This is a genomic window from Streptomyces sp. NRRL S-31 (assembly GCF_000718775.1).
Classification (GTDB): Bacteria; Actinomycetota; Actinomycetes; order Streptomycetales; family Streptomycetaceae; genus Streptomyces.
The window spans coordinates 33583-58952 of sequence record NZ_JOCB01000045.1 but is presented as its reverse complement, the minus strand read 5'-3'; the positions used below and the strand labels follow the sequence as shown (position 1 = coordinate 58952).

Annotated in this window: 19 protein-coding genes and 1 pseudogene; 6 read left to right on the top strand and 14 right to left on the bottom strand. The window is 73.3% G+C overall.

Translation table 11 applies throughout. The annotated features are described in order from the left end of the window. Positions 1-77: 77 nt before the first annotated feature. Positions 78-3092, top strand: a complete 3015-nt coding sequence (locus IF37_RS0119165; RefSeq protein WP_030743885.1) for a bifunctional [glutamine synthetase] adenylyltransferase/[glutamine synthetase]-adenylyl-L-tyrosine phosphorylase — start codon at positions 78-80, stop codon at positions 3090-3092. On the opposite strand, the gene IF37_RS0119160 is transcribed toward IF37_RS0119165, so the two are convergent. Next, entirely contained in the window at positions 3080-3952 is an 873-nt protein-coding gene (locus IF37_RS0119160; RefSeq protein WP_106981804.1) for a phosphatase PAP2 family protein, read from the bottom strand. The genes IF37_RS0119165 and IF37_RS0119160 overlap by 13 nt on opposite strands. Positions 3953-4042: 90 nt before the next feature. Beyond that, positions 4043-5077 (bottom strand): LacI family DNA-binding transcriptional regulator, encoded by a 1035-nt coding sequence (locus IF37_RS0119155; RefSeq protein WP_030743883.1) that lies wholly within the window; start codon positions 5075-5077, stop codon positions 4043-4045. 379 nt (positions 5078-5456) lie between these two features. Between IF37_RS0119155 and IF37_RS0119150 the strand changes: the two genes are divergently transcribed. The 4 genes from IF37_RS0119150 to IF37_RS0119135 all read left to right on the top strand — a co-directional run bounded on the left by IF37_RS0119150 (position 5457) and on the right by IF37_RS0119135 (position 10768). Further along, positions 5457-6731: an extracellular solute-binding protein gene (locus IF37_RS0119150; RefSeq protein WP_030743882.1), complete on the top strand. Its 1275-nt coding sequence runs from the start codon at positions 5457-5459 to the stop codon at positions 6729-6731. A 106-nt stretch (positions 6732-6837) separates the two neighbouring features. Continuing rightward, complete coding sequence (locus IF37_RS0119145) at positions 6838-7842, top strand: carbohydrate ABC transporter permease (protein ID WP_030743881.1); 1005 nt, start codon at positions 6838-6840, stop codon at positions 7840-7842. Positions 7843-7861: 19 nt separating this feature from the next. Next, the gene (locus tag IF37_RS0119140; protein WP_030743880.1) at positions 7862-8776 is read left to right on the top strand and encodes a sugar ABC transporter permease; all 915 of its coding nucleotides are present in this window, start codon (positions 7862-7864) and stop codon (positions 8774-8776) included. 309 nt (positions 8777-9085) lie between these two features. Then, the gene (locus IF37_RS0119135) at positions 9086-10768 is read left to right on the top strand and encodes a glycoside hydrolase family 13 protein (RefSeq protein WP_030743879.1); all 1683 of its coding nucleotides are present in this window, start codon (positions 9086-9088) and stop codon (positions 10766-10768) included. Positions 10769-10854: 86 nt separating this feature from the next. Here IF37_RS0119135 and IF37_RS0119130 read toward each other — a convergent pair whose 3' ends face one another. From IF37_RS0119130 to IF37_RS0119100, 7 genes are all read right to left on the bottom strand, one after another. Beyond that, positions 10855-12711 carry a peroxidase family protein gene (locus IF37_RS0119130; RefSeq protein WP_030743877.1) on the bottom strand — a complete coding sequence of 619 codons (1857 nt, stop codon included), beginning with the start codon at positions 12709-12711 and terminating at the stop codon, positions 10855-10857. 57 nt (positions 12712-12768) lie between these two features. After that, the gene (locus tag IF37_RS0119125; RefSeq protein ID WP_063886396.1) at positions 12769-13209 is read right to left on the bottom strand and encodes a hypothetical protein; all 441 of its coding nucleotides are present in this window, start codon (positions 13207-13209) and stop codon (positions 12769-12771) included. A gap of 661 nt (positions 13210-13870) precedes the next feature. Next, positions 13871-14587: a TetR/AcrR family transcriptional regulator gene (locus IF37_RS0119120; RefSeq protein ID WP_106981802.1), complete on the bottom strand. Its 717-nt coding sequence runs from the start codon at positions 14585-14587 to the stop codon at positions 13871-13873. 36 nt (positions 14588-14623) lie between these two features. Next, positions 14624-15676, bottom strand: a complete 1053-nt coding sequence (locus IF37_RS0119115) for a PDR/VanB family oxidoreductase (RefSeq protein WP_030743874.1) — start codon at positions 15674-15676, stop codon at positions 14624-14626. Further along, a complete protein-coding gene (locus IF37_RS0119110; RefSeq protein ID WP_030743873.1) occupies positions 15676-16575 on the bottom strand; it encodes a metal-dependent hydrolase in 900 nt (299 codons plus the stop codon). The genes IF37_RS0119115 and IF37_RS0119110 overlap by 1 nt, the downstream gene beginning before the upstream one ends. A gap of 80 nt (positions 16576-16655) precedes the next feature. Then, the gene (locus IF37_RS0119105; protein WP_030743872.1) at positions 16656-18572 is read right to left on the bottom strand and encodes a hypothetical protein; all 1917 of its coding nucleotides are present in this window, start codon (positions 18570-18572) and stop codon (positions 16656-16658) included. A 49-nt stretch (positions 18573-18621) separates the two neighbouring features. Beyond that, positions 18622-19167 carry a tetratricopeptide repeat protein gene (locus IF37_RS0119100; protein WP_173456909.1) on the bottom strand — a complete coding sequence of 182 codons (546 nt, stop codon included), beginning with the start codon at positions 19165-19167 and terminating at the stop codon, positions 18622-18624. A gap of 78 nt (positions 19168-19245) precedes the next feature. Here IF37_RS0119100 and IF37_RS0119095 point away from each other — a divergent pair, with 78 nt between their 5' ends. Further along, positions 19246-19638, top strand: a complete 393-nt coding sequence (locus IF37_RS0119095) for a hypothetical protein (RefSeq protein ID WP_030743870.1) — start codon at positions 19246-19248, stop codon at positions 19636-19638. Positions 19639-19716: 78 nt separating this feature from the next. Here IF37_RS0119095 and IF37_RS0119090 read toward each other — a convergent pair whose 3' ends face one another. From IF37_RS0119090 to glnII, 5 genes and pseudogenes are all read right to left on the bottom strand, one after another. Next, positions 19717-21240 (bottom strand): DUF1996 domain-containing protein, encoded by a 1524-nt coding sequence (locus tag IF37_RS0119090; protein WP_030743868.1) that lies wholly within the window; start codon positions 21238-21240, stop codon positions 19717-19719. Between the two features lie 169 nt (positions 21241-21409). Beyond that, a pseudogene (locus IF37_RS42250) lies at positions 21410-21790 on the bottom strand (LuxR C-terminal-related transcriptional regulator); the annotation flags it as partial. 34 nt (positions 21791-21824) lie between these two features. After that, positions 21825-22850, bottom strand: a complete 1026-nt coding sequence (locus IF37_RS0119080) for an NAD-dependent epimerase/dehydratase family protein (RefSeq protein WP_030743862.1) — start codon at positions 22848-22850, stop codon at positions 21825-21827. A gap of 61 nt (positions 22851-22911) precedes the next feature. Beyond that, the gene (locus IF37_RS0119075; protein ID WP_030743859.1) at positions 22912-23487 is read right to left on the bottom strand and encodes a winged helix-turn-helix domain-containing protein; all 576 of its coding nucleotides are present in this window, start codon (positions 23485-23487) and stop codon (positions 22912-22914) included. A gap of 570 nt (positions 23488-24057) precedes the next feature. Continuing rightward, on the bottom strand, positions 24058-25089 hold the full coding sequence (gene glnII, locus IF37_RS0119070) for a glutamine synthetase (RefSeq protein ID WP_030743857.1): 1032 nt from the start codon (positions 25087-25089) through the stop codon (positions 24058-24060). Positions 25090-25370 lie beyond the last annotated feature (281 nt).

Here is a 25370-nt window from a genome sequence, read left to right as displayed (position 1 = left end):
CTCCCGCACCCCCTCCCGCACCCCCTCCGGTTACGCTCTGGCCAGGACGACCGAAGATCCGAGGGGAGACCACGGACATGACGCCGGGGCGCAGGAGCAGTACCTTCACCCGTCTGCTGCGGCACGGCTTCACGGACCCCTCCGCCGCCGAGCGCCTCCTGGACGGCCCCGACCTGGACCCCGTCCGCAACGACCCCGTCCTGCTGGAAGCCCTGGGCGCCACCGCCGACCCCGACCTGGCCCTGCACGGCCTGGCCCGCCTCCTGGAGGCCCAGCCCAGCGCCACCGCCCACCGCGAACTGCTGGACACCCTCATCGCGGCCAAGCCCCTGCGCGACCGCCTCCTCGGCATCCTCGGCGCCTCCGCCGCCCTCGCCGACCACCTGTCCCGGCACCCCGCCGACTGGCAGGCCCTGGTCACGTACGAGCCGCACGACCTCCACCCCGGCGTCACGGAGTTCGAACGCGGGCTGGCCGGGGCCACCGACCCGGTCTCCCTCCGCGTCGCCTACCGCCGCTGCCTGCTCTCCATCGCCGCCCGCGACGTCTGCGGCACCACGGACGTCGCCGAGACCGCCGCGGAACTCGCCGACCTGGCCACCGCCACCCTCCGCGCGGCCCTCGCCCTGGCGGCGGACTCCGCCCCCGAGGACGCCGCCGCCTGCCGCCTCGCGGTGATCGCGATGGGCAAGTGCGGCGGCCATGAGCTGAACTACGTCTCCGACGTGGACGTGATCTTCGTGGCGGAACCGGCCGAGGGCACCCCCGAACCCCAGGCGCTGAAGGCCGCGACCAAACTCGCCTCCCGCCTGATGCGGATCTGCTCCGAGACGACCGTGGAGGGCTCCATCTGGCCGGTGGACGCCAACCTCCGCCCCGAGGGCCGCAACGGCCCCCTCGTCCGCACCCTCAGCAGCCACCTCGCCTACTACCAACGGTGGGCCAAGACCTGGGAGTTCCAGGCCCTGCTCAAGGCCCGCCCGGTGGCCGGCGACACCGAGCTGGGCCGGGCCTACGTCGATGCCCTCGACCCCCTCGTCTGGCAGGCCGCGGAGCGCGAGAACTTCGTGGCCGACGTGCAGAAGATGCGCCGCCGGGTGGTCGCGAACATCCCCGCCGCCGAGATCGACAGGGAGCTGAAGCTCGGCCCGGGCGGCCTGCGCGACGTCGAATTCGCCGTACAGCTCCTCCAGTTGGTGCACGGCCGCACCGACGCCACGCTGCGCAGCGGCACCACCCTGGATGCCCTCCAGGCCCTCGCCGCCGGCGGCTACGTCGGCCGCGAGGACGCCGCCCGCCTGGACGAGGCGTACCGCTTCCTGCGCTCCATGGAGCACCGCATCCAGCTGTACCGCCTGCGCCGCACCCACCTGGTCCCCGAGTCCGAGCCGGACCTGCGCCGCCTCGGCCGCTCCCTGGGCCTGCGCACCGACCCGGTCGCCGCACTGACCCGCGAGTGGAAGCGGCACACCACGGTCGTGCGCCGCCTGCACGAGAAGCTGTTCTACCGCCCGCTGCTCGACGCGGTCGCCCAACTCGCCCCCGGCGAGGCCCGCCTCAGCCTGGAAGCGGCCCGCGAACGCATGGTCGCGCTGGGCTACGCCGACCCCGCCGCCGCCCTGCGCCACCTGGAGGCCCTGGCCTCGGGCGTGACCCGCAAGGCGGCCATCCAGCGCACCCTGCTGCCGGTCCTGCTCGGCTGGTTCGCCGACTCCGCCGACCCGGACGCGGGCCTGCTGAACTTCCGCAAGGTCTCCGACGCGCTCGGCAAGACGCCCTGGTACCTGCGCCTGCTCCGCGACGAGGGCGCGGCGGCCGAGAACCTGGCCCGGGTGCTGTCGGCGGGCCGCCTCGCCCCGGACCTCCTGCTGCGCGCCCCGGAGGCGGTGGCCCTGCTCGGCGACGGCACCGGCGCGGGCCCGGCGTCGGCCGGCGGCGGCCTCGCCCCGCGCGACCGCGCCCAGCTGGAGCAGGAGATCATGGCGGCGGTGCGCCGCGCGGAGAACGCCGCTCAGGGGGTCACCGCGGCCCGCGGCGTGCGCCGCCGGGAGCTGTTCCGCACCGCCGCCGCCGACATCGTCGGCTCCTACGGCACCGAGACCAGCCCCGCCGAGGCCGACCAGGGCGCCCTGGTGGACCGGGTCGGCGCGGCCGTCTCCGACCTCACCAAGGCGACCCTGGCGGGCACCCTGCGCGCGGTGGTCCGGGACGGCTGGGGCGACACCCTGCCCACCCGGTTCGCGATCATCGGGATGGGCCGGTTCGGCGGACACGAGCTGGGCTACGGCTCCGACGCCGACGTCCTGTTCGTGCACGAGCCCCAGGACGGCGTGGACGAGCAGGAGGCGGCCGCCGCCGCCAACAAGGTCGTCGCCGAGATGCGCCGCCTGCTCCAGCTGCCCAGCGCGGACCCGCCGCTGCTCATCGACGCCGACCTGCGCCCGGAGGGCAAGTCGGGACCGCTGGCGCGCACCCTGAAGTCGTACGAGGCGTATTACCGCCGCTGGTCCCTGGTCTGGGAGTCGCAGGCGCTGCTGCGGGCCGAGCCGGTGGCCGGCGACGCGGACCTGGGCCGGCGCTTCACCGACCTCGTCGACCCGCTCCGCTACCCGGCCCGGGGGCTGGGCGAGGACGCGGTCCGGGAGATCCGCCGGCTGAAGGCGCGCATGGAGTCCGAGCGGCTGCCGCGCGGCGCCGACCCCAAGCTGCACACCAAGCTGGGCCCCGGCGGCCTGTCCGACGTGGAGTGGACCGTGCAGCTGATCCAGCTGCGCCACGCCCACCGGGTGCCGGACCTGCGCACCACCCGCACCCGCCGGGCGCTGCTCGCGGCCCGTGCGGCCGGGCTGCTGTCCGCCGAGGACTGGGAGACCCTGGACGAGGCGTGGGTGCTGGCCACCCGGGTGCGCAACGCGGTCATGCTGGTCCGCGGCCGGGCCGGGGACACCTTCCCCACCGAGCCGCGCGAGCTGGCCGCCGTCGGCCGCTACCTGGGGTACGGCGCCGGGCACGCCGGGGACATGCTGGACGCCTACCGCCGTACCACGCGGCGGGCGCGCGGGGTGGTGGAGGAGCTGTTCTACGCGGACTGAGCGGACTGAGCGGACCGCAGCGCCCGGGCCGCGGGCACCGCGACCAGCCTGGGCAGCGCGTACGGCAGGCTGCCGTACCACGCCCGGGCCGCCGCGAAGCCGAAGCCGAGGCAGAGCGCGCCGCCCACCGCGTCCAGCCAGAAGTGGTTGGCCGTGGCGACGATGACCAGGAGGGTGGCCGCCGGGTACAGCAGTCCCAGGACCCGCGCCCACGGCACCGACGCCAGCGCGAAGACCGTCAGCCCGCACCACAGCGACCAGCCGATGTGCATCGAGGGCATCGCCGCGTACTGGTTCGACATGTGCTTGAGGTCGCCGGAGGCCATCGAGCCCCAGGTGTGGTGCACGGACACGGTGTCCACGAAGTGCCCGCCGCCCGTCAGCCGGGGCGGCGCCAGCGGGAACAGGTAGTACCCGAGCAGGGCCACGGCGGTGGTCGCGAACAGCACCAGCCGGGTCGCCGCGTACCGGCCGGGATGCCACCGGTACAGCCACACCAGCACACCCAGCGTGATGACGAAGTGCAGGGTGGCGTAGTAGTAGTTCATCCCGATGATGAGCCAAGTCACCGAGTTCACGGCATGGTTGATCGACTCTTCGACACCGACGCCCAGCGTGTGCTCGACGCGCCGGATCCAGTCCGCGTTGCGCAGCGCCGCGGCCCGCTGCTCCGGCACGGCGTTGCGCACCAGTGAGTACGTCCAGTAACTCGCCGCGACCAGAAGGATCTCGAACCACAGCCGGGGGTGCCGCGGGCGGCGCAGCCGGCCCGGCGCACCCTCGGTGTCCTCGCCCGTGACGGTCCGCGGAACGGCCACCTCCTCGCGACCTTCCGGCTCTGTCACGGTCGAGTCACTCATAGCCACAGAGTCTGCCAGATAAGGCTTCCTCGGCCGATCATCCCAAGGTTGGGTCCGCGGCGCACCTTCTGCGAGAGGCGGCGCCACCTCCTACGATGCGCGGAGGGCGTTCGGCGCCGAGGCGGTGGAGCCGCGCACCACCAGTTCCGGCATGAACACGAACTCGCTGTGCGGCGCGGGCGTCCCGCCGATCTCCTCCAGCAGCGTGCGCACCGCCGCCTGTCCCATCGCCGGGACCGGCTTGCGGATCGTCGTCAGCGGCGGGTCGGTGAAGGCGATCAGCGGGGAGTCGTCGAAGCCGACCACGGACACGTCCCGGGGCACCTCCAGGCCCCGCTGCCGGGCCGCCCGTATCGCGCCCAGCGCCATCATGTCGCTGGCGCAGACCACCGCCGTGCAGTCCCGGTCGATCAGCGCCGTCGCCGCCGCCTGACCGCCCTCCAGCGTGTACAGCGAGTGCTGGACCAGCTCGTTCTCGATGGTCTGCGCGGGCAGCCCCAGCTGGTCCTGCACCGCCCGGACGAAGCCCTCGATCTTGCGCTGCACGGGCACGAACCGCTTGGGCCCGAGGGCCAGCCCGATCCGGGTGTGGCCCAGCGACGCCAGGTGGGTCACCGCGAGCGCCATCGCCGCCCGGTCGTCGGGGGAGATGAACGGCGCCTGCACCCGCGGCGAGAACCCGTCGACCAGTACGAACGGCACGCCCTGCGCCCGCAGCCGCTCGTAGCGCTGCATGTCGGCGGTGGTGTCCGCGTGCAGTCCGGAGACGTAGATGATCCCGGCGACCCCGCGGTCCACCAGCATCTCGGTCAGCTCGTCCTCGGTCGACCCGCCCGGGGTCTGGGTGGCGAGCACCGGGGTGTAGCCCTGGCGGGTCAGCGCCTGGCCGATGACCTGGGCCAGGGCCGGGAATATCGGGTTCTCCAGCTCGGGCGTGATCAGCCCCACCAGTCCCTCGCTGCGCTGCCGCAGCCGTACCGGGCGCTCGTAGCCCAGGACGTCCAGTGCGGCGAGCACGGACTGGCGGGTGGTGGCGGCGACGCCCGGCTTCCCGTTCAGGACCCGGCTGACCGTCGCTTCACTCACTCCCGCCTGAGCGGCGATGTCGGCAAGCCGTGTGGTCACGCCACTGGACTGTACCGGTCGTACCCTCCCTTGCACACCGGCCGGTCGCCGGGCGTGGGCGGGCGCGCGGCCTGCCGTGGGTTGCTGCGTCATCGCGCTCCCTCGGATTCATGCTGGCAAGAGCTTGCAGAGTCTTGCACAGGTGTCGTCCCTGCCGCTTCACGGCTCCACCACTGGATTGCGCGGCGGTCGCCGAGCGATCACGGCCCGGTAACCATCGTGTCTTCTTGCACTTTTTTTCTGCAAGGGGTTTCGCGGCGCTTACATCGCTGTTACGTTCCCTGTCGCCCGGCCGCGGCAACGGCGCAGTCGGCAAGTCGCAGGACGACGGACGGGACCGTCGCCTGTCCAACTCGGGCTTTACCCTCAAGGAGAACTCATGCGGCGTGGCATAGCGGCCTCCGCGCTGGTGGCGTCCCTCGCCCTCACGGCGACGGCGTGCGGCGGGAGCGACAGCGGCAGCGGGGCGTCGGACGGCCCGGTCACCATCACCTGGTGGGACACGTCCAACGCCACCAATGAGGCGCCGGCGTACAAGGCCCTGGTCCAGCGGTTCGAGGCCGCCCACAAGGACGTCAAGGTCAAGTACGTCAACGTTCCCTTCGACCAGGCGCAGAACAAGTTCGACACCGCGGCCGGCGCCAAGGGCGCCCCGGACATCCTGCGCTCCGAGGTCGGCTGGACCCCCGCGTTCGCCAAGAAGGGCTACTTCCTGCCGCTGGACGGCACCGAGGCCCTCGCCGACCAGGCGAAGTTCCAGCCCAGCCTGGTCAAGCAGGCCCAGTACGAGGGCAAGACCTACGGCGTCCCGCTGGTCACCGACACCCTCGCCCTGGTCTACAACAAGGCGCTGTTCAAGAAGGCCGGCATCACCGAGGCCCCCAAGACCTGGGACGAGCTGAAGGCCGACGCCGCCAGGATCGAGGACAAGGCCGGCGTCGACGGCTACTGGGGCTCCACCCAGGGCTACTACGCCCAGCCCTTCCTGTACGGCGAGGGCACCGACACCGTCGATGCCGCCGGCAAGAAGATCACCGTGAAGTCCGCCGCGGCCAGGAAGGGCTACGGCACGTGGCTGGGCCTCTTCTCCGGCAAGGGCCTGCACAAGGCCGACGCCACCGCCGACGCCTACGCCCACATCCAGGACGCGTTCGTCAACGGCAAGGTCGCCGCGATCCTCCAGGGCCCCTGGGAGATCACGAACTTCTACCAGGGCAGCGCCTTCAAGGACAAGGCCAACCTCGGCATCGCCACCGTCCCGGCCGGCTCCACCGGCAAGGCGGGCGCCCCGACCGGCGGCCACAACCTCTCGGTCTACGCCGGCTCCGACAAGGCCCACCAGGAAGCGGCCCTGAAGTTCGTGAAGTTCATGACCTCGGCGCAGTCCCAGGAGACCGTCGCCCTGAAGAACTCCACCCTGCCCACCCGCTCCGACGCCTACACCGACAAGGTCAAGGCCGACCCCGGCATCGCCGGTTACCAGGGCGTCCTCGCCGCCGCGCAGCCCCGCCCGGCGCTGCCCGAGTACAGCTCCCTGTGGGGTCCGCTCGACACCGAGCTGCCCAAGATCGCCGGTGGCAAGGAGTCGCTGGACGAGGGCCTGGACAACGCCGAGCTGGCCATCTCCAAGCTCGTGCCCGACTTCGCCAAGTGATCCCCCGTGGCCGTCGGATCCTCCCGGCAGCGGACGGGGGGAGAGGATCCGGCGGCCACGGCCCCGTGCCCGGCCCCCACTCGTGAACCAATGAAGGTGTCGAACCATGACAGTCGCCATCGACCGCGCGACCGGCAAGCGCCGCGGTGACCGCGCGCCTCGGCCCGGGCTGGGACGGCGCGTCCGCAACGGCTTGCAGAAGTACTGGTACGCCTACGCGATGATCGCCCCGGTGGTCGTCGTGCTGGGCGCCCTCGTGGGCTACCCGCTCGCACGCGGCTTCTACCTCACCCTCACCGACGCCAACAGCCTGAACTCGGCGCGCACGATCGGCGTCAACCACATCGACGCCACCTACAGGTTCGTCGGCCTCGACAACTACCGGGACATCCTGTTCGGCCCGACGGCCTACGACCGGTTCTGGTCGCACTTCCTGTGGACCGTCGTCTGGACGGCCGCCTGCGTGGCCCTGCACTACGCCATCGGCCTCGGCCTCGCGCTGATGCTCAACCAGAAGCTGCGCGGCCGCACCGCCTACCGGCTGCTGCTCGTCCTGCCCTGGGCCGTGCCGACCTTCGTCACCGTCTTCTCCTGGCGGATCATGCTCGCCGACTCCGGCGCGCTCAACCAGGTCCTCGGCGCGCTGCACCTGCCCCAGCCGCAGTGGCTGGAGGACACCTTCTGGCAGCGGTTCGCCGCGATCATGGTCAACACCTGGTGCGGTGTGCCGTTCATGATGCTCTCGCTGCTCGGCGGCCTCCAGTCCATCGACCCCACGCTCTACGAGGCCGCGGAGATGGACGGCGCCGGCGCCTGGCAGCGCTTCCGGCACGTCACCCTGCCCGGTCTGCGCTCGGTCAGCTCCACCGTGGTGCTGCTCGGCATCATCTGGACCTTCAACCAGTTCGTCATCATCTTCCTGCTGTTCGGCAAGAACTCCGCCCCGGACGCCCAGATCCTCGTCACCTGGGCCTACGCGCTGGGCTTCGGCCAGCAGCCGCGCGACTTCGCCCAGTCCGCCGCCTACGGCGTGCTGCTGCTGTCGATCCTGACCGTCTTCACCTCCTTCTACTTCCGTTGGCTGAAGCGCAATGACCAGCTCGCCGTCTGACGCCGCAGGAGCATCCGCCATGAGCACCACGACCCTGGACAAGACCGACACCGCCGCCGGGGCCCCCGCCGCCGGCCCCGCCCCCCGGCGCCGGGTGCGCGGGCGCGACGAGCGCGGCCCGCTCGGCACCGCCCTGCTGCACGGGGGCCTCGTCGTGGCGAGCCTGATCGCCCTGACCCCGGTCGCCTGGCTGTGCTACCTGTCCCTCGGCCCGGACAAGCAGGACTACCTGCACCCGAGCGGGATCGCGGGCAAGCTGTCCCTCTCCAACTACCGCTTCGTGCTGGAGCACACCGGATTCTTCGACTGGTTCAAGTCGACGATGATCGTGGCCCTCGGCACCACCGCCATCGGTGTCCTCGTCGCCGCCACCACCGGCTACGCGGTCTCCCGCATGCGCTTCCCCGGCTACAAGCAGCTGATGTGGGTCCTGCTGCTCACGCAGGCGTTCCCGATCGCCATCCTGATCGTGCCGATGTACGAGATCTTCAGCGACCTCGGGCTCATCGACAGCTACTGGTCGCTGATCATCATCAACTGCTCGACCGCCGTGCCGTACAGCGCCTGGCTGCTCAAGGGCTACTTCGACACCATCCCGTTCGAGATCGACGAGGCCGGCCGCGTGGACGGACTCTCCCCCTTCGGCACCTTCTTCCGGCTGATCCTGCCGCTGGCCCGCCCGGGCCTGGCGGTGGCCGCCTTCTACAACTTCATCACCGCGGTCGGCGAGGTCGCCTTCGCGACGACCTTCCTGCTGGACGACTCCAAGTACACCTTCGCCGTGGGCCTCCAGACCTTCGTCAGCGAGCACGACGCCCAGTGGAACTACATGGCCGCCACCGCGGTGCTGATCGCGATACCCGTGACCGTGTTCTTCTACCTCGTGCAGAAGAACCTCGTCACCGGCCTCACCGCCGGCGGCACCAAGGGCTGATGCCCGCCCGACGGACTCCCGCGCCGGGCCGCGGTGCCCATCCGACCCCGCGGTCACCGCGGCCCGCCCCGCACCTCCTTAGGGCGTGTCTGACAATTCCCGTCTGCCGCGCGGCGCCATGCACGCACTCTCGCCGCACCGGCCCCAGACCCAAGTACGTCCAGTACGAGGGCCTGGAGCCGGCACGCCGAGAGCACGCACCTGACGCCGCGCGGCCGCCCTTCGGACGACGACGCGAATTGTCAGACACGCCCTAGGCCCGCCGCCCCACCGCCCGCTACCGTGCACCCGTTACGCATCAAGGACGTCATGAGCCAGCAGCCCTCCGCCGCACCGGCCCGCCACACCGCCGCCACCGTCGCCGAACGCCGCGACTGGTGGCGGGACGCGGTCATCTACCAGGTCTACCCGCGCAGCTTCGCCGACGGCGACGGCGACGGCATGGGCGACCTGGCAGGCGTCCGCTCCCGCCTGCCCTACCTGCGCGACCTCGGCGTCGACGCCGTGTGGCTCAGCCCCTTCTACGCCTCCCCGCAGGCCGACGCGGGCTACGACGTCGCCGACTACCGGGCCGTCGACCCGATGTTCGGCACCCTGCCGGACGCCGACGCGCTCATCCGCGACGCCCACGCGCACGGCCTGCGCGTCATCGTGGACCTCGTGCCCAACCACTCCTCCGACCAGCACGAGTGGTTCAAGCGCGCCCTCGCCGAGGGCCCCGGCTCCCGGCTGCGGGACCGCTACCACTTCCGCCCCGGCAAGGGGAAGGACGGCGAACTGCCGCCCAACGACTGGGAGTCCATCTTCGGCGGCCCGGCCTGGACCCGGGTGACCGAGCCGGACGGCACCCCGGGCGAGTGGTACCTCCACCTCTTCGCGCCCGAGCAGCCCGACTTCAACTGGGAGCACCCGGCGGTCGGCGACGAGTTCCGCTCGATCCTGCGCTTCTGGCTGGACAGGGGCGTGGACGGCTTCCGCATCGACGTCGCCCACGGCCTGGTCAAGGCGGCGGGCCTGCCCGACCTCGGCTCGCACGACCAGCTGAAACTGCTGGGCAGCGATGTCATGCCGTTCTTCGACCAGGACGGCGTGCACGCCATCTACCGCCAGTGGCGCACCGTGCTGGACGAGTATTCGGGCGACCGCATCTTCGTCGCCGAGGCGTGGACCCCCACCGTCGAGCGCACCGCGAACTACGTCCGCCCGGACGAACTCCACCAGGCGTTCAACTTCCAGTACCTGGCGACGGAGTGGGACGCCGGGGAACTGCGCGCGGTCATCGACCGCACGCTGGAGGCGATGCGCCCGGTCGGCGCCCCCGCCACCTGGGTGCTGTCCAACCACGACGTCACCCGGCACGCCACCCGGTTCGCCAACCCGCCCGGCCTCGGCACCCAGATCCGCACGGCCGGCGACCGCGCCCTGGGCCTGAGCCGCGCCCGCGCCGCCACCCTGCTGATGCTCGCCCTGCCCGGCTCGGCCTACCTCTACCAGGGCGAGGAACTGGGCCTCCCGGACGTCGTGGACCTGCCCGACGAGGTGCGCCAGGACCCGGCGTACTTCCGCGGCGCCGGCCAGGACGGCTTCCGCGACGGCTGCCGGGTGCCGATCCCGTGGACCCGCGAGGGCTCCTCCTACGGCTTCGGCAAGGGCGGCAGCTGGCTGCCCCAGCCGCCGGTCTGGGGCGGGCTGAGCGTGGAGGCGCAAGAGGGAGTGCCCGGCTCGACACTGGAGCTGTACCGCGCCGCGCTGCGCCTGCGCCGGTCCCAGCCGGACCTGGGCGCGGGCGACGCCGTGGAGTGGCTGCGGGCGCCCGAGGGCGTCCTGGCCTTCCGGCGGGGCGCGTTCGTGTGCGTCGCGAACACGACCGGCGAGTCGGTGACCACCCCGTCCTACGGCCGGGTCCTGCTCTCCAGCGGCGAGGTGACCGAGGCGGACGGCGAGGCGAAGGTGCCGGCCGACACCACGGTCTGGTTCTCGACCGCGGTCTGACGTCCGGCCCGCCCCGCCGCCCGCTCCGCCACGGCCCGCCGCCCCCGGGCGGCGGGCCCCGTACGCCGCCCGGGAGGGGCACCGGCTCAGGCGTTTTCCCGGTCCGTCCGGTGCCACGGCACGAAGGCGTTGGCCAGCCCGGCGAGGGGCGTGCGCAGTTCGGGGTGGTGGCGCAGCAGGACGGTGGTCATGCTGTTGTCGTCGATCCATGCCATGCCCGCCCTGGAGTAGACCTCGGGCGTGTAGTACGTGGTGAAGAATCGGTCGCTGTTCAGCCGGCGCGAGGCCATCAGGATGAAGATCCGGAACGCCGTGTCGCTGAAGGCGAACCCGGCCGGCAGCTTCTCCGCGTACAGCCCGACCATCAGGTCGACCTTCTCGATGTCGCCGTCGTAGAGCCGCTCGATCCGCTCGGCCGTCGCCGGGTCGTGCGCCAGCTCGGCGAAGTCCGCCGCGGGCCTCAGCCTGAGCAGCCGCCGGAACTCGTTGTAGCGGGGCACCCCCAGCTCCCGCGAGCGCAGGATGTCGGTGGCGGCGAGGTCCTGGAGGTGTCCGTCCGGCCGCTCGAACTCCTGGAGGAACCGGGGGAAGTTGTGCAGGGTGACCAGTCCGGGCGGGAGCGTGCCGAAGCTGTAGAGCAGGTCGGCCATCTCCGTGGTCTCCAGGAACTTCAGCGCCTGCGGGCCCGAGATGTCCCGCAGGGTGCAGTGGCGCAGGGTCGCGTCGTCGGCGACGGACCGCAGGTGCCAGTCGTCCCGCACCAGCGGGTGCATGCGGTAGACCGCCACGAACTCCTCGGTGAGCGCGTACGGGACGCCGTAGTGGTCCGTGCGGGCGCCGGGGATGCCGCTGAGGACCTCGCTGCCGCCGAGCCGGCCGAACAGGTCGTGGACGCGCTCGCCCGCGACGCCCCACCAGTTGGCGCGCAGCGCCTTGACGGTGGTGGGGTGGCTGATCACGGCCGGTGTCCACTCCACGGTGTGGATCTTCGCGAGGAGCGCGGCGTTGACCAGCCGGGCGCGCTGGAACAGCTCCTCGTCGTCCCAGGACGGGTGGGCGTCGTGCAGGTGGCCGCAGATCGCGTTGTGCTCCCGGGTGAACAGGTCCTGCATCATGGCGAGACCCAGCCAGAAGCCGGGGACCCGCGTGGGGTCCTGGGACGGGTCGGCGGGGACGGGTGACCGTTCGCCGTCCCACAGGTGCAGCCGGCCCAGTTCGCCGGTGCGCAGCAGGTGCTGCTCGGCCGCGTTCCTGCCGTAGATCTGGGACGCGTCCCACCAGTGGGAGGAGACGTTGACGCGGGTGTCCGGCGTGCCGGGGGGCGCCTGCGGGTCGCGGGTCGGGTCGTCCGGGGTCCGCATGATGCGCATGGGGCGTTCCGGCCACGGGTCGTCGTCGAGCAGCGACACCTCCCAGGGCCGGTCCACGGGGCTCGTGCCGTGGCTGAACCAGTCCCGGATCATGAACTGGAGCCAGGCGGCGACCAGGGAGTTGACGGACTCGGCGGCGATCAGCCCGTCGCGGGTGAGCAGCGCGCGGCTGACCTCCCGCGGACTGGGTCCGGCCAGCACGTCGCCGGGCGCGGTGGGGGCGATGGCCTCCAGCGGGATGTTGCGGCCGAAGCGGGTGCCCGCCATGCCCATGCGGGGGTCGCCGAGGTCGTTGTGGCTGCCGTCGGCGGTCCGGTCGACCCGGTGGCGCGCGGACGGGGGCGCGGGTTCGGGCAGTCCGGCCGAGGGCAGCCGGCCGGTGTCGTACAGGTTCTTCTGCCGGAGCCTGACGCGCAGACCGAAGAGCGTCAGCAGGCCCGCGACGACCGGCAGTCTGTCCCAGCCCAGGCGGCGGTCGACCCACTCGGCGGCGGAGGTGACGACCCGCCAGGGGAGCGACGTGCGGTATCCGGCCGGGGCGCGCCGCCGTCCGGCGCTTCGGTGCGTGCTCATGGGGATGCTCCTTGAGTGGCTCCTGGTCGTGTCGCGTGGCGGCACCGGACCGCGCGGTCAACACCGTCCGCACCGCGAGCGGTCGCGCTTGGCAGAGGTGCGCGGCGGGGTGCGGAGCGCGACGGCGGCGGTGACGGCCAGGGCGGTGTTGACGGCGGAGACGAGCGTGGTCAGTACGGCGGTGCGGGGCGGGACCTGCCCGCGGACACCGAGCGTGGCCGCCGTCACCGTGTCGCTGCCGTGGATGAGGATTCCCTCCAGCAGGTCGGCCCGCAGCCGGTCGCCGCCGTGGCCGAGCAGGTCGAGACCGAGCAGGACCGTACGGATGCCGAAGAGCCGGAAGGCGTAGACGGCCGCCGCGCTGGGCGGCTCACGGCCGGGGTCGAACCGGCGGATGAGCAGCTCCGGCGTGAGCAGACCGGCGGCTCCGTTGACGAGCCTGATGCCGGCGAGGAGGCGGGCCGGGACGGGACGATCGGCTGGAGGTGGCGTGGCCATGACGGCTCCTGTGGTGGTTCTCGCGGTGACCGGACGTCTCCCGTGGTGGTTCTCGCGGTCGGACCGACAGCCGCACCCGGCGACAGGAGAGAGGGACACCCTGGACGCGCGCTCCACCTCCCACGGTAGGGGACCCGCCGCTCACCTGCATCCGGAGACCGGGCGAGGGGAGCGAGCTGCCGGTTGAAACGTCAACCGGGCCTCGCCGGACGCACCGGCCGCCAGGAAGCGGGGACCGGTGAAAACTCTTTCCGATGGTTTCAAGACCCTTGCTGAAAGCTTTCGTTGGGCGGTACGTTCGCGCGGGCGCCCGGCAGCGGAGCCGCGCCGTGGCGCAGGGGTCGGACCCGAAAGAGCCGTAATCGCAAGGGGTTCCCGCCTGTGATACCGAGATGGCCGGCGCCCCCGGGGTGCCGCACCCCCGTCCCAGGCCCTGTCGTCAAACTCCTGCCTGCCTCGCGACGCCATGCACGCTCCCCCACTGCCTCAAGGGCGTGGGAGGTGCCCCCACTCGCCGCACCGGCCCCAGACCCGAGCACGTCCAGTACGAGGGCCGGGGCCCGGCACTACCCCAGCCTTCGGCCGGGGGGACCCCCAGAGCACGCACCTGACGCCGCGAGGCCCGCCCTCCGGGCGGACGGCGGGATTTTGACGACAGGACCTAGGAACCCAGGGCGATGAGCCGGCCGATCAGCTCCGCGAAGGGGCCGTCGGCCGGCTCGTCCGCGACCATGGTGCGCAGCAGCGCGGCCATGTCCGCGTCCTGGGCGGCGCTGACGGCGGCCAGCGCGGCGAAGTCGTGCACGAGCTGCACCTCCAGCTCGGCGCGCGGGACGCGGCGGCCGTCCAGCCACAGCAGGGCCGTCGATTCGGCGAGCGAGATCCAGGAGCGGACCACCAGCTCCAGCCGCGGCGAGGCCTCGGCCACGCCGAGGTGCGCCAGCATCTGCTCGTACGCGGCCTGCCGTACGGAGTCGATGAGCGCGTGGGTGGCCGAGACGTGCTCCTTCGTACCGATGCCGTCCGCCGAGACCGCCGGGCCGCCGCGCATCAGGGCCGAGAAACCGGGGCCGTGATCGTCGACGAAGTCGAAGTAGCGGCGCATCACGCGCAGCAGCCGGGCGCCGAGCGGGCCCTCGTGCGGCTCCGTGAAACGGCTCGCGAGGTCCTCCGACGCCCGCTTCAACGCGGCCTCGTACAGGCTGAGTTTGCCCGGGAAGTAGTGGTACACGAGCGGGCGCGAGATCCCCGCGGCGGTGGCTATCTCGTCGATGGAGACCTCGTCGGGCGAGCGTCGGCTGAACAGGTCGAGGGCGACACCGATCAGCTGCTGCCGACGCTCCTCGACGCCCATCCTGCGGCGAACCCCGGTACTCATGCGAACACCTTACCGATCGGATTCGGCCGCCCGTGATCACATGTCGAGCACCAGCCGGTCGCTCCGCGCCCGGGAGACGCAGATCAGCATCGAGTCGCGCCGCTCGGCGTCGGTGAGCAGCTCGTCCCGGTGGTCGATCTCCCCCTCCAGCACCCGCTGCCGGCAGGTCCCGCAGAAGCCCTGCTCGCAGGAGTAGGCGGTGTCCGGCAGGGCGCCGCGTACGGCGGCCAGCACGGTGGAGCCGGCCGGCACCGTCAGCGTCCGCCCGCTGCGCCGCAGTTCCAGCTCGAACTCCGTGTCGCCGCCGGCGCCGGTGCGGGGCGCGAACCGCTCCAGGTGCAGGGTGGCGCCCTCGGGCAGCGCCTGTGCCACCGCCGTCATCAGGCCCTTGGGACCGCAGCAGTACACGGCCGTGCCCCCGGCGGTGTCCGCGAACAGCGCGGCGAGGTCCGGCCGTCCGTCCTCGTCCTCCACCACCAGCGTCAGCCGCTCTCCCGCCAGCTCCCGGACCTCCTGGAGGAACGGCATCGACGCCCGGGTCCGCCCGCCGTACAGCAGCCGCCACTCGGTGCCGTCCGGCAGGGCCCGCAGCATCGGCAGGATCGGGGTGATGCCGATACCGCCGGCGACGAAGACGTACGCGGGCGCCCCGGCGGTCAGCGGGAAGCGGTTCCGCGGGCCGCGCACCTCAAGCTCCATGCCCTCGGTGAGCTGCTCGTGCACCTCGCGGGAGCCGCCCCGGCCGTCCGGCACGAGCCGCGCGGCGACCGTGTACGAGGAGGTGTCCGCGGGGTCCCCGCACAGCGAGTACTGCCGTACGAGCCCCGACGGCAGCACCAGGTCCAGATGGGCCCCCGGCTCCCAGCGCGGCAGCCCGGACCCCTCCAGGCGCAGCCGTACGACCCCGTCGGCGATCGTCTCGTGGGCGGTGAGCAGCAGCCGCGGCACCCGTGCGCGCGCCCGGCCGGAGACCGGCGGGTCCAGGGCGGGCAGCGGCCACAGCGGGGAGCGCCTGACGCGGCGGCGCAGGGCCCGCCGGGTGAGCAGCGCGGCGCCCGCGAGGAGCGCGACGGTCCGCGGCTTGGGCATCACGCCGCCTCCCGCTGCTCGGCGGCGAGCGCGGCGGGGGAACCGGCCAGGTACGCCACGGCCTGGGCGGTGGAGCACTCCCGGGAGGGGTGGTAGTCGCGGCTGAGGTAGCGCGGTACGGAGCGCAGCACGTCCCCGGTGGCGGGCAGCAGGCCCTGCCGGCCGCGCAGGTGGAAGTCCCTGAAGGACGCCCTGGGATCGGTGAGGGTCGGATCGTTCTCCAGGAAGAAGCGGATCCCGCGCTGCCAGAGGAACACCAGCGCGCCGAAGGCCGTCGCCCAGGTGCGCGCCCGGCGCCGGTAGCCGCCGTCCACGTGCTGGAAGAGGTCGAAGGCCACGGACCGGTGCTCGACCTCCTCGGCGCCGTGCCAGCGCAGCAGGTCCAGCATGGTCGGGTCGGCGCCCCGCCGGTCCAGCTCGGCCGCGTTCAGCACCCAGTCGCCGAGGAACGCCGTGTAGTGCTCGATGGCCGCGATCAGGGCCACCCGCTCCAGCAGCCACCAGCGGCGGGCCCGGCCCGGCGGCAGGGTGCGGTCGCCGAGCAGCTTCTCGAAGAACCAGTCGACCTGCGCGGTGTACGGCGTCGGGTCCAGGCCCAGCTCGCGCAGGTGCGGCAGCACCTCGTCATGGGCCTGGGAGTGCATGGCCTCCTGGCCGATGAACCCGAGGACGTCCTCGCGGAGCCGGTCGTCCCGGATCAGTGGCAGCACCTGCTTGTACACGTGCACGAACCACCGCTCGCCGGCGGGCAGCAGCAGGTGCAGCACGTTGATGGTGTGCGTGGTGAACGGGTCGCCGGGCACCCAGTGCAGCGGTGTGTCCTGCCACGAGAAGGACACGTTGCGAGCCTTGAGCGCGATCCGCTCGGACTCGACCGGCCGGGACTGCGTGTTAGACATGGCGTCAATGTACTGATCGGTAAGGCGTGTGAGAACCCCTGTGGCCGAGCTTGTTTACGCGACCGTCAACAGCGTGGCGGTCAGTGCAGTCCGCTGATCGGCCGGCCGTCCGCCAAGGTGCCCGTCAGATCGGCCCGCGCCCCCTGCCGCGCCTTCGCCGTCAGCAACGGCCCCGGCCCGGACGCGGTGATCCCGCCCGACGCCGTGATCGACGCGGTCTCCTCGCCGCCCGCCGCCAGCAGGTACCAGTGCCCGGCCGCCGACTTCCACAGCACCCCGGCCAGCACCTGCGGATCGCGCGGCCCGCAGGCCGGCACGTCCGTGCCCTTGGCGACGACCGCGCCGGCCGTCCCGCCCGGCGTGCCGAACTGTGCCAGCGCGGCCGTGCCGTCACCGCGCCAGGTCTCCGCCCGGGTGCACACCCAGGTGCCGGACCCGCTGCCGTCGGGCAGCGGCTGCTCGGCGTAGGCCCAGGCGTTGACGCTGCGCACGCCCGCCGAGCGCTCGGCCGCCAGCGAGCAGGCGAACGGCGCCCAGGTGTGCAGGCCCCGCGCACCGGACGCCTCCCCGGCCGCGCCGGGCCGGCCGGCCGTCAGGTGCGCCGGGACCAGCTCGCCGAGATCGGTGGAGAGCCGGGTGCCGGCGGCGTCGGTCAGCTGGAGCACGGTCCACGAGGTGCAGCCGCCGGTCCGCGCGGCGGGGGCGGCCAGCGGTGCGGTGACCCCGTCGGCGAGGGCCAGCGGCTTCGCGGCGGCGTCCGGCTTCGTCAGGTCCCGCTGGGCCGCCTTCGTCACCCACGGGGCGGTCAGATAGCGGACGTTGCCGTCGGAGCGGCCCAGCACCAGCGCGCCCGCCCCGGCGTCCGCCGCGCCGTCGACCCGGGCCAGGTCCAGGACCGCGCCCCGGGTGCCGTCCGCCGGCTCGGCGTAGCGGACGATGCGCAGGCCGTCGTAGAACATCACCACGCGGGCGGTGTCGACCTCGCCCGCGTACAGCAACCGGGGCGGACCGGCCGGGCCGCCGGTCTGGGTGCCGGGGGTCGCCGACACCCGGACCCGCTCCCCGGGGCGGGCCCACACGGCGAGCGCGCGGCGCAGCAGGGCCTCGTCGCCGGTGAGCGGCCCGCGCGCCGGCCACACGGAGAAGTCGGTGCGCGCGGAGGTGCGCCAGGCCGCGGGGGAGACCCGGGTCAGCCTGCCGGGGTCGAGGGCGGCCTGCGCGGCGGGGTTCTGGGCGTAGACCGGCGCGGCGGCGCCGTCGGGGCCCCAGCCGCGGCCCGGCAGGACGGCCAGCGCGCCGCCCACCGTGAGCGCGGCGGCCGCGGCGAGCACGGCCCTGGTGTGCCGGCGGCGGCGCACCGGATCGGTGGGCCGGGCTTGCAGCGAGCAGGCGTCGAACTCGGGGGAGGAGAGCAGTCCCGGGTGCGCGGGCACGCGGTTCGCCGCCGCCAGCGCGCCGCCCGGATCGGCCACCCCGGCGGACGCGAGCAGTCCGCAGACGTCCGGGTCGGCCAGCTTCTCCAGGCCGCGCAGCACATAGGCGGCCCGGGCCGGGCCGGACAGCGTCGACAGCCTCTGGTCCAGGGCGAGTTCGTCCGCGCCGCCGGAGTGCGGGAACAGCGTGAGGCCCCACACCCGCGGGAGCGTCGGCGACACGGGGACGAGGCGGGACAGGCCGCCGCGGGGGCGGGCCGCCGCCAGGGCCGAGCGCAGGACGCGTTCCCGCAGATAGGCGTAGCCGGGGTCGACCTCCCGGCCGGAGGTCTGCGCCGGGATCACCGACGGCCGTCGGCGGCCCCGGGGCAGGGCGCGCTGGACGAGGGCGTGTGCGGTCAGCACGCGGCGGCCGCGGCCGAGGCCCGGCGGCAGCACGAGGTAGGCGAGCCGGACCAGCCGGGGGTAGTGCTCGACGAGCGCGGCCTCGGCCTGCTCGACGGCGACCGGGCCGGCGCCGCCGGAAGGGGCCGCGTGACGTGGGGAGACATCCTGTGACTGCACGTCCGGGCCAACGAGCGAGCCGGTGGTTGGTCACCGCCGGACGGGTGGTTCACACCTCCGGTTCGACCAGGGCGCGGGCGTAGTTCGCCATCGACCGCTGGTAGCGCGGCAGATGCGGGGCGAGCGCGCCGAGCACCAGGGACAGCCCCTCGCGGTCGCGGCCGAGGCTGGACAGGCACAGGGCGAGACACGCCCGCACCGCGTCGTCCAACTCGTCGCCGGGCGCGTCCAGTTCGGGGGTGAGGAGGGTGACGCCCTGTTCGGCCTCGCCGATGTTCCGCAGCGAGCTGGACAGCTGGATCTTCGCCCGGCGCGCCTTGTACCGGCTCGCCGCGCCGAGTCCGCGCGCCAGCGCCTCGCGGTACAGCGGCACCGCCTTGTCCGAGTGACCGGTCGAGTCCCAGGCGCAGGCCCGCTCGAACAGGCCCAGCGGGTCGCCGTCCGGCAGTTCGGCGGCGAGCGCGTCGATCCGCGCGCGGAACTCGTGCGCGCGCTCCTCCGGATACGCGTCGAAGGCGGCCCAGGCGGCGGCCACGCGGTCTTCCCAGTCCTCGTTCACCGCGCCACCTTCGCACACCCGTGCGCACGCGGTCATCGGATTTGAGCGCATCGCGCGCGGGAGCCGTATCCGGGGGAACGGGGCACGCTGGGCACACCTGGACCGGAGGAACGGATGAGGCTGACGAGTGCGCTGCTGTGCGGGACGGCCGTACTGGCGCTGGCGGGCTGCGGCGCGGACCGGAGCGCCGACCCGGTGCCGCCCACCGCGACCGGCAGCCTGGAGCGCCTCGCCGCCGAGGTGCGGTGCAGACCCGACATGCAGACCGACGCCGACGAGATCCGCCAGGCCGTCTGCCGCACCGGCGCGGGGAGGTTCGTCCTCGCCACCTTCGCCACCGACCGCGGCCAGCGCGAGTGGATCGACGACGCGAAGGACTACGGCGGTCACTACCTGGTCGGCCGCAAGTGGGTGGCCGTGGGCGACGGCGGGGTGGTGGAGGCGCTGCGCGGCACGCTCGGCGGTGATCTGGAGACCGGCGCCGACCACCACGCGCACGGCGGCTGACACGGACCGCGGGCACGGCGAAGGCCGGTGACGGGAGGGGGATCGTCACCGGCCTTCTGTCCGGGGGCCGCGGTGGGATCAGGCGCAGTTCCGGCCGCGGTTGAGGCAGTCGGCGATCCTTTCGGCCAGACCGTCGCGCGTGACGCTGATGAAGTCGTCGTGGTCGGTGACCGCCTTGTGCAGCTGCTCCGGGAAGCCGTCCACCGCGTAGGCGTTCACCACCCGGCCGTCGCGCACGGCCGGCGGGTCGACGGCGTAGACGAGCCGCATCGTCAGCTGCGGGATCGTCTTGAACCCGGGCGGGCAGACCCCGCTCGCCGGGTCGGCGAAGGCCACGTGCGTGCGGTGGTTGGCGCTGTCGGTGTTCTGCCCGTCCCAGCAGTTCTGGAAGGCGAACGAGCGCACCACCCGGCTGCCCCGGGGGCAGATCGGGTACTGCTGTGTCAGCTGCACCTTGTTCTCGAAGCCGGTGCAGCTCCAGTGCGCGTTGGCGTTCACCGGGCCGTTGGTGGCGGCCTTGGCGTCACCGGTGATGACGCGCAGGAACCGCGGCATCGCGACGACCTTGGCCGCCGGGCTGCCCACGTACTTGATCTCGGCCTGGACCGGGGTCAGGACGCGGCCGACGTTGCCCTCCTTGCCGCCGCCGTCCCGGTCCTGGTCGAAGTCCCGGGAGCCGTCCTGGACGCGGACGACCGGCCAGTAGTACGCCGACAGGTCGGCGCGGTTGCGGCAGCTGGTGCCGCCCTGGAGGAACGTCCGGTTGTCGGCGAACGCGTCGACCTTCTGGTTGCCGACGTAGTCGTGCAGGTGGTGCGCGCCGTTGGCCACGCCGGGCGCCACGATCACGTTGTCGGTGTTGTGGTTCTTGTTGGCGTTCACACCGCAGCGGGTGGTGAACGTGCCCGTCGAGGCGGTGCGAAGCCTGGGCGGCTTGCCCTGGACGTTCGGTGCCACCTTGGTGATGTCCACGAAGTCGGCCGCGACGGGGCCGTTGCCGGCCTGCCCGCCGATGCCGCCCGGCGGCCGGCCCTCGTTCTGCTGACCTCCCTGGTTCTGCGAGCCGCCGGTGTTCTGCCGGCCTCCGCCGCCGTCTCGGCCGTCACCGCCCGCGGTGGTCCGGTCGGCGGTCTGCGCGGTGCAGGCGGCGAGCCGCCCCAATGTGTCGTCGAAGGAACCCCCGGCCCGCCGGACGTCGGTCCCGATCCGGTCGATCGCCGCCGCCCGCTTCTCCTTCAGCGGGCCGACGATGGCGTTCTGCACGAAGCCCGCGTCCTTGGCCTGCGCGTCCCGCGTGGCGGCGAGCCGGCTGTACGCCTCGGTGATCTGCCGGTCGAGGCCGGCCAGTTCGTTCGCCACGTCCCGGCGGGCCGCGTCCGGCACGTTCGTCAGCTGCTGGCCGACGTCCGGGCAGGAGACCGTGGTGACCCGCGCCGGCGCGGCCTTGGTCGCGTCGCCTCCCCACGACCGGTGGTCCGGTTCGTGCGCCGAGGCGTGGAAGTTCGCCCAGACCAGCCCGCCCCCACCGAGCGCTAAGACCGCCGCTGCGGCCACGGCCCTGGCGGCCGGCGGCGTACGGCGTTTTCGTGTGTTGCGTCCCATGGAACTCCTCTGACTTCCTCGTGGGGCGGCATCGGGCGCCCGACAGGAGTGAAGCGGCGCCCTTCCATACGGACGCCGCCCCCGAGGTGTTCACCGCTCGCCGGATTCCCCGCCGGAGCGCCGGAGCGCCGGACCGCCGGAGCGAAAGGTCCGGAGGGTCGGCGGGTCGGCGATCCTGGTCCAGACAGGCGAGCACCGCCGGCACGCGCCGGTTGTCGTCGTCGGAGACCTCCAGGCCCAGCTTGGCGAAGATGTCGGAGGTGTGCTTGGCGATCGCCCGTTCCGTCACCACCAGCTGCGCCGCGATGCCCGCGTCGGACCGGCCCTGCGCCATCAGCTCCAGCACCTCCCGCTCCCGCGGGGTGAGCCGGCCGAGCGGCGGGTCGCCGGCCGACCGCCGGGACAGCGACTGCTGGATCACCTGGGGGTCCATCGCCGTGCCACCGGCCGCGACCCGGCGTACGGCGTCCGCGAACTGCTCCGCGTCGAACACCCGATCCTTCAGCAGGTAGCCGATCCCGCCGTCGCCGTCGGCGAGCAGTTCACGCGCGCCGGCCGACCCGGTCACGGGGCGGAGCCCCACGTCAGGGGGTGGTGCCAGGTACACCCCCGGCCGTGCCCAGCACCCGGGCCTCCACCTCGGGGGCCAGGCCCGGGGCGGTCCGGTCCGGCCGCTGGGGCGCGGTGCCGCCGAGCGCCGTCAGCCAGCGCCAGGTGCCGTCCACCGTCTCGGTCACCGGACGGCAGAGCAGTCCCGTCGCGAGCGCCCGTGACACGTCCGCGCGGTGCAGCGCGTCGTACGGCTCGCCGCCCGGCGGCACCCACACCGGCAGCTCGGTCCACGGCTCGATCCCGGCGGCCAGCACCGTCTCCGGGTCGGTCCAGCACAGCTCGGCGTCCGCGCCGGTGGCGTCCAGGCAGGCCCGCAGCAGCTCGCCCACGGTGGTGTGGCCGGGCGGGCCCACCAGGTCGTACGGGCCGCTCAGGCCCTTCACCAGTGCGCCGAGCAGCCAGTCGGCGAGGTCGCGGACGTCGATGTACTGGAGCGGCAGCTCCCGGGGGCCGGGGGCGAGCACCGGGCCGCCGCGCGCGATCCGGGACAGCCACCAGGGCAGCCGGCCGACGTTCTCGTACGGGCCGAGGATCAGCCCGGCCCGGACCAGCAGCGTGTCCGCCGCGCCGAAGGCGCCGACGGCGGCCAGTTCGCCGCCGCGCTTGTCACGCGCGTAGTCGCTCGGCCCGGCGTCGGCGGCGGCGCCCTCGACCAGCGGCGCCTGCTCCGCGCCCCCGGGCGGCGGGGGCCAGGCGTACACCGACCGGCTGGAGACGTACGCGTACCGCCCGGCCCGGCCGCGCAGCAGCCGGGCCGCCTCGTGCACGGCGCGCGGGGCGGCCGACCAGGTGTCGACCACCGCGTCCCAGGCGCCGCCGTCCGCGGCGAGCGTGGCGAGACCGCCGGGCGCGGTGCGGTCGCCGCGCAGCGACCGCGCCCCGGCCGGGGGCCGGTGCCGTCCCCTGTTGAGGACGGTCACCTCCCAGCCGCGTGCGAGCGCGGCCTCCACGACGGTCCGCCCCACGAACTCCGTACCGCCCAGCACCAGAAGTCTCATGCCGGTGATCCTGCCCGGCCAAGGCCCGCGAGGGCGCGGCGGTCTGCCGACGGCAGAAGGGTCAGCGGCCGGTCGGCGGCGTGTACTTGTAGCCGACCCGGCGCACGGTCTGGATCGCCTGGCGGTGCCCGTCGCCCAGCTTGCGGCGCAGCCGGGCGATGTGGACGTCGACGGTGCGGCCGTCGCCGACGTGGCCGTACCCCCACACCGTGGTGACCAGCTGGTCGCGGGTGTGCACCCGGTTGGGGTGTGCCACCAGGTGCGCGAGCAGCTCGAACTCCAGGTAGGTCAGGTCGAGTTCACGGCCTTCGACGCTGGCGGTGCGCTGCACGGGGTCGATCCGCACCAGCGGGTCGGTGCCGGGCTCCGGCTCGGTCTCCGGCTGGTCCGGGACCGCGACCGGCAGGAACGGCGGCCGCTGGTCGGCCGGGACCAGCACCAGGTACCCGACCATCGGCGGCTGTCCCGGCAGGGCGGGCAGGGTGTGCTGCGGCGCGGGCAGCCAGGTGGCGCCCGGCGGCAGGAAGTCCGCGACGTCCACCACCTCGTCCCGGTCGACGGCACGCAGCCGGTGCCGCGTGCCGTTCGGGGCGGGGGTGGCCAGGGTGGCGGTGGAGAGGGAGCGGGTGGTCGCCATGAGAGGTCAGCTCTTTCACGCGAGGAGTTCGTCGGAAGGTGCGGCGGCTCCGATTCGTGGTCGGACGCGCCGGCGGACGTACGTCGTGTCGCGCTGGCCGAAGGCCGGGGTGTACGGCTTTAAAGGGCCCGCGCGTTCGTCGCGCGGCAACACACCCGGTCGAAGTCGTGGTGCTGACGGGAAGGCCAGAACGGCTCGAGGTCATGGCGACCCGTCGCGGTGATCTGCTGGAAGCTGGCCATGGGCCCATTGAAGCAGAGGCGCGCGGCGGGCAGGAGTCTTCTCTCACTGCTTGGACGCTTCCTTGGTGTGGACTTGACGTTGCGTCCACCCTCGAACCGGCCTTCCCGCCCTGGTCAGCGGCCTTTTAGGGGTGGACGGCGTCCGGATCGGCGTCTCACCCCTCGGACAGCGCGGCTCGTCCGTCCACCGGCGCGGTCGCCAACGGCCGCCGTAGGGAGGCCCGCTGGGCCGGTCCTCACGCGTGGAGGCCGGGTACGCGACGGGGGCCGGGTACGCGACGGAGGCGCCCGCCGTCACGGCGGGCGCCTCCGGTCGGTGCGGGACGGATCAGACCTGGCCGGCCTTCTCCAGCGCGGTGCAGCAGGTGTCCACCATCAGGCGGGTCACCACGTACGGGTCGACGTTGGCGTTCGGGCGGCGGTCCTCGATGTAGCCCTTGCCGTCCTTCTCGACCTGCCACGGGATGCGGACCGAGGCACCGCGATCCGAGACGCCGTAGGAGTACTGGTCCCACGGGGCGGTCTCGTGCAGACCGGTCAGGCGCTCGTCGATGCCGGCGCCGTAGTTCTTCACGTGGTCCAGCGGCTTGGAGCCCTCACCGAGCGACTCGCACGCGGTGATGATGGCGTCGTAGCCCTCGCGCATGGCCTTGGTGGAGAAGTTGGTGTGCGCGCCCGCGCCGTTCCAGTCGCCCTTGACCGGCTTCGGGTCGAGGGTCGCGGAGACGCCGAAGTCCTCGGCGGTGCGGTACAGCAGCCAACGGGCCACCCACAGCTGGTCGGAGACCGCCAGCGGGGCCAGCGGGCCGACCTGGAACTCCCACTGGCCGGGCATGACCTCGGCGTTGATGCCGGAGATGCCCAGGCCCGCCTTGAGGCAGTTCTCCAGGTGCGCCTCGACGACGTCACGGCCGAAGATCTCGTCGGCGCCGACACCGCAGTAGTAGCCGCCCTGCGGGGCCGGGAAGCCGTTCTCGGGGAAGCCCAGCGGACGGGAGCCGGCGAAGAAGGTGTACTCCTGCTCGATGCCGAAGACGGGCTCCTGCGCGGCGAACCGCTCGGCGACCTCAACCAGCGCGGCCCGGGTGTTGGACGCGTGCGGCCGCAGGTCCGTGTCCAGGACCTCGCACAGCACCAGGACGTCGTCGCCGCCGCGGACCGGGTCCGGGCAGCTGAAGACCGGCTTGAGCACGAGGTCCGAGGAGTGGCCCTGGGCCTGGTTGGTGGAGGAGCCGTCGAAGCCCCACAGCGGCAGCGCGTCGAGACCGGCGAACGCACCCGTGATGATCTTCGTCTTGGAACGGAGCTTGGCCGTCGGCGTGGTGCCGTCGATCCAGATGTACTCGGCCTTGAAGGTCACGGGGGCCACATCCTTCGGAGTGGGTCGGGCGCACCCGCACGGGTGCCGCTGCGCTGCGGCACCGGGGCACCGCTCGATCTGCCGCGCAGCCTGTCAACAGGCCGTTTCCCGTCCGTTGCCCGTAGGTGAACCCCGTGTTACCCGGACGTTCTGTGGTGCGGGTCACGGCGCCGGGCCCCGCCGGGTCCCGCCAGGTGCCGCCGGGTGCGACGGCGGCGGGCGGCTCCGGGTCGTGTACGGCGCCGGCGGGGCGCTCCGGGTCGCGTACGGCGGAGTGCCGG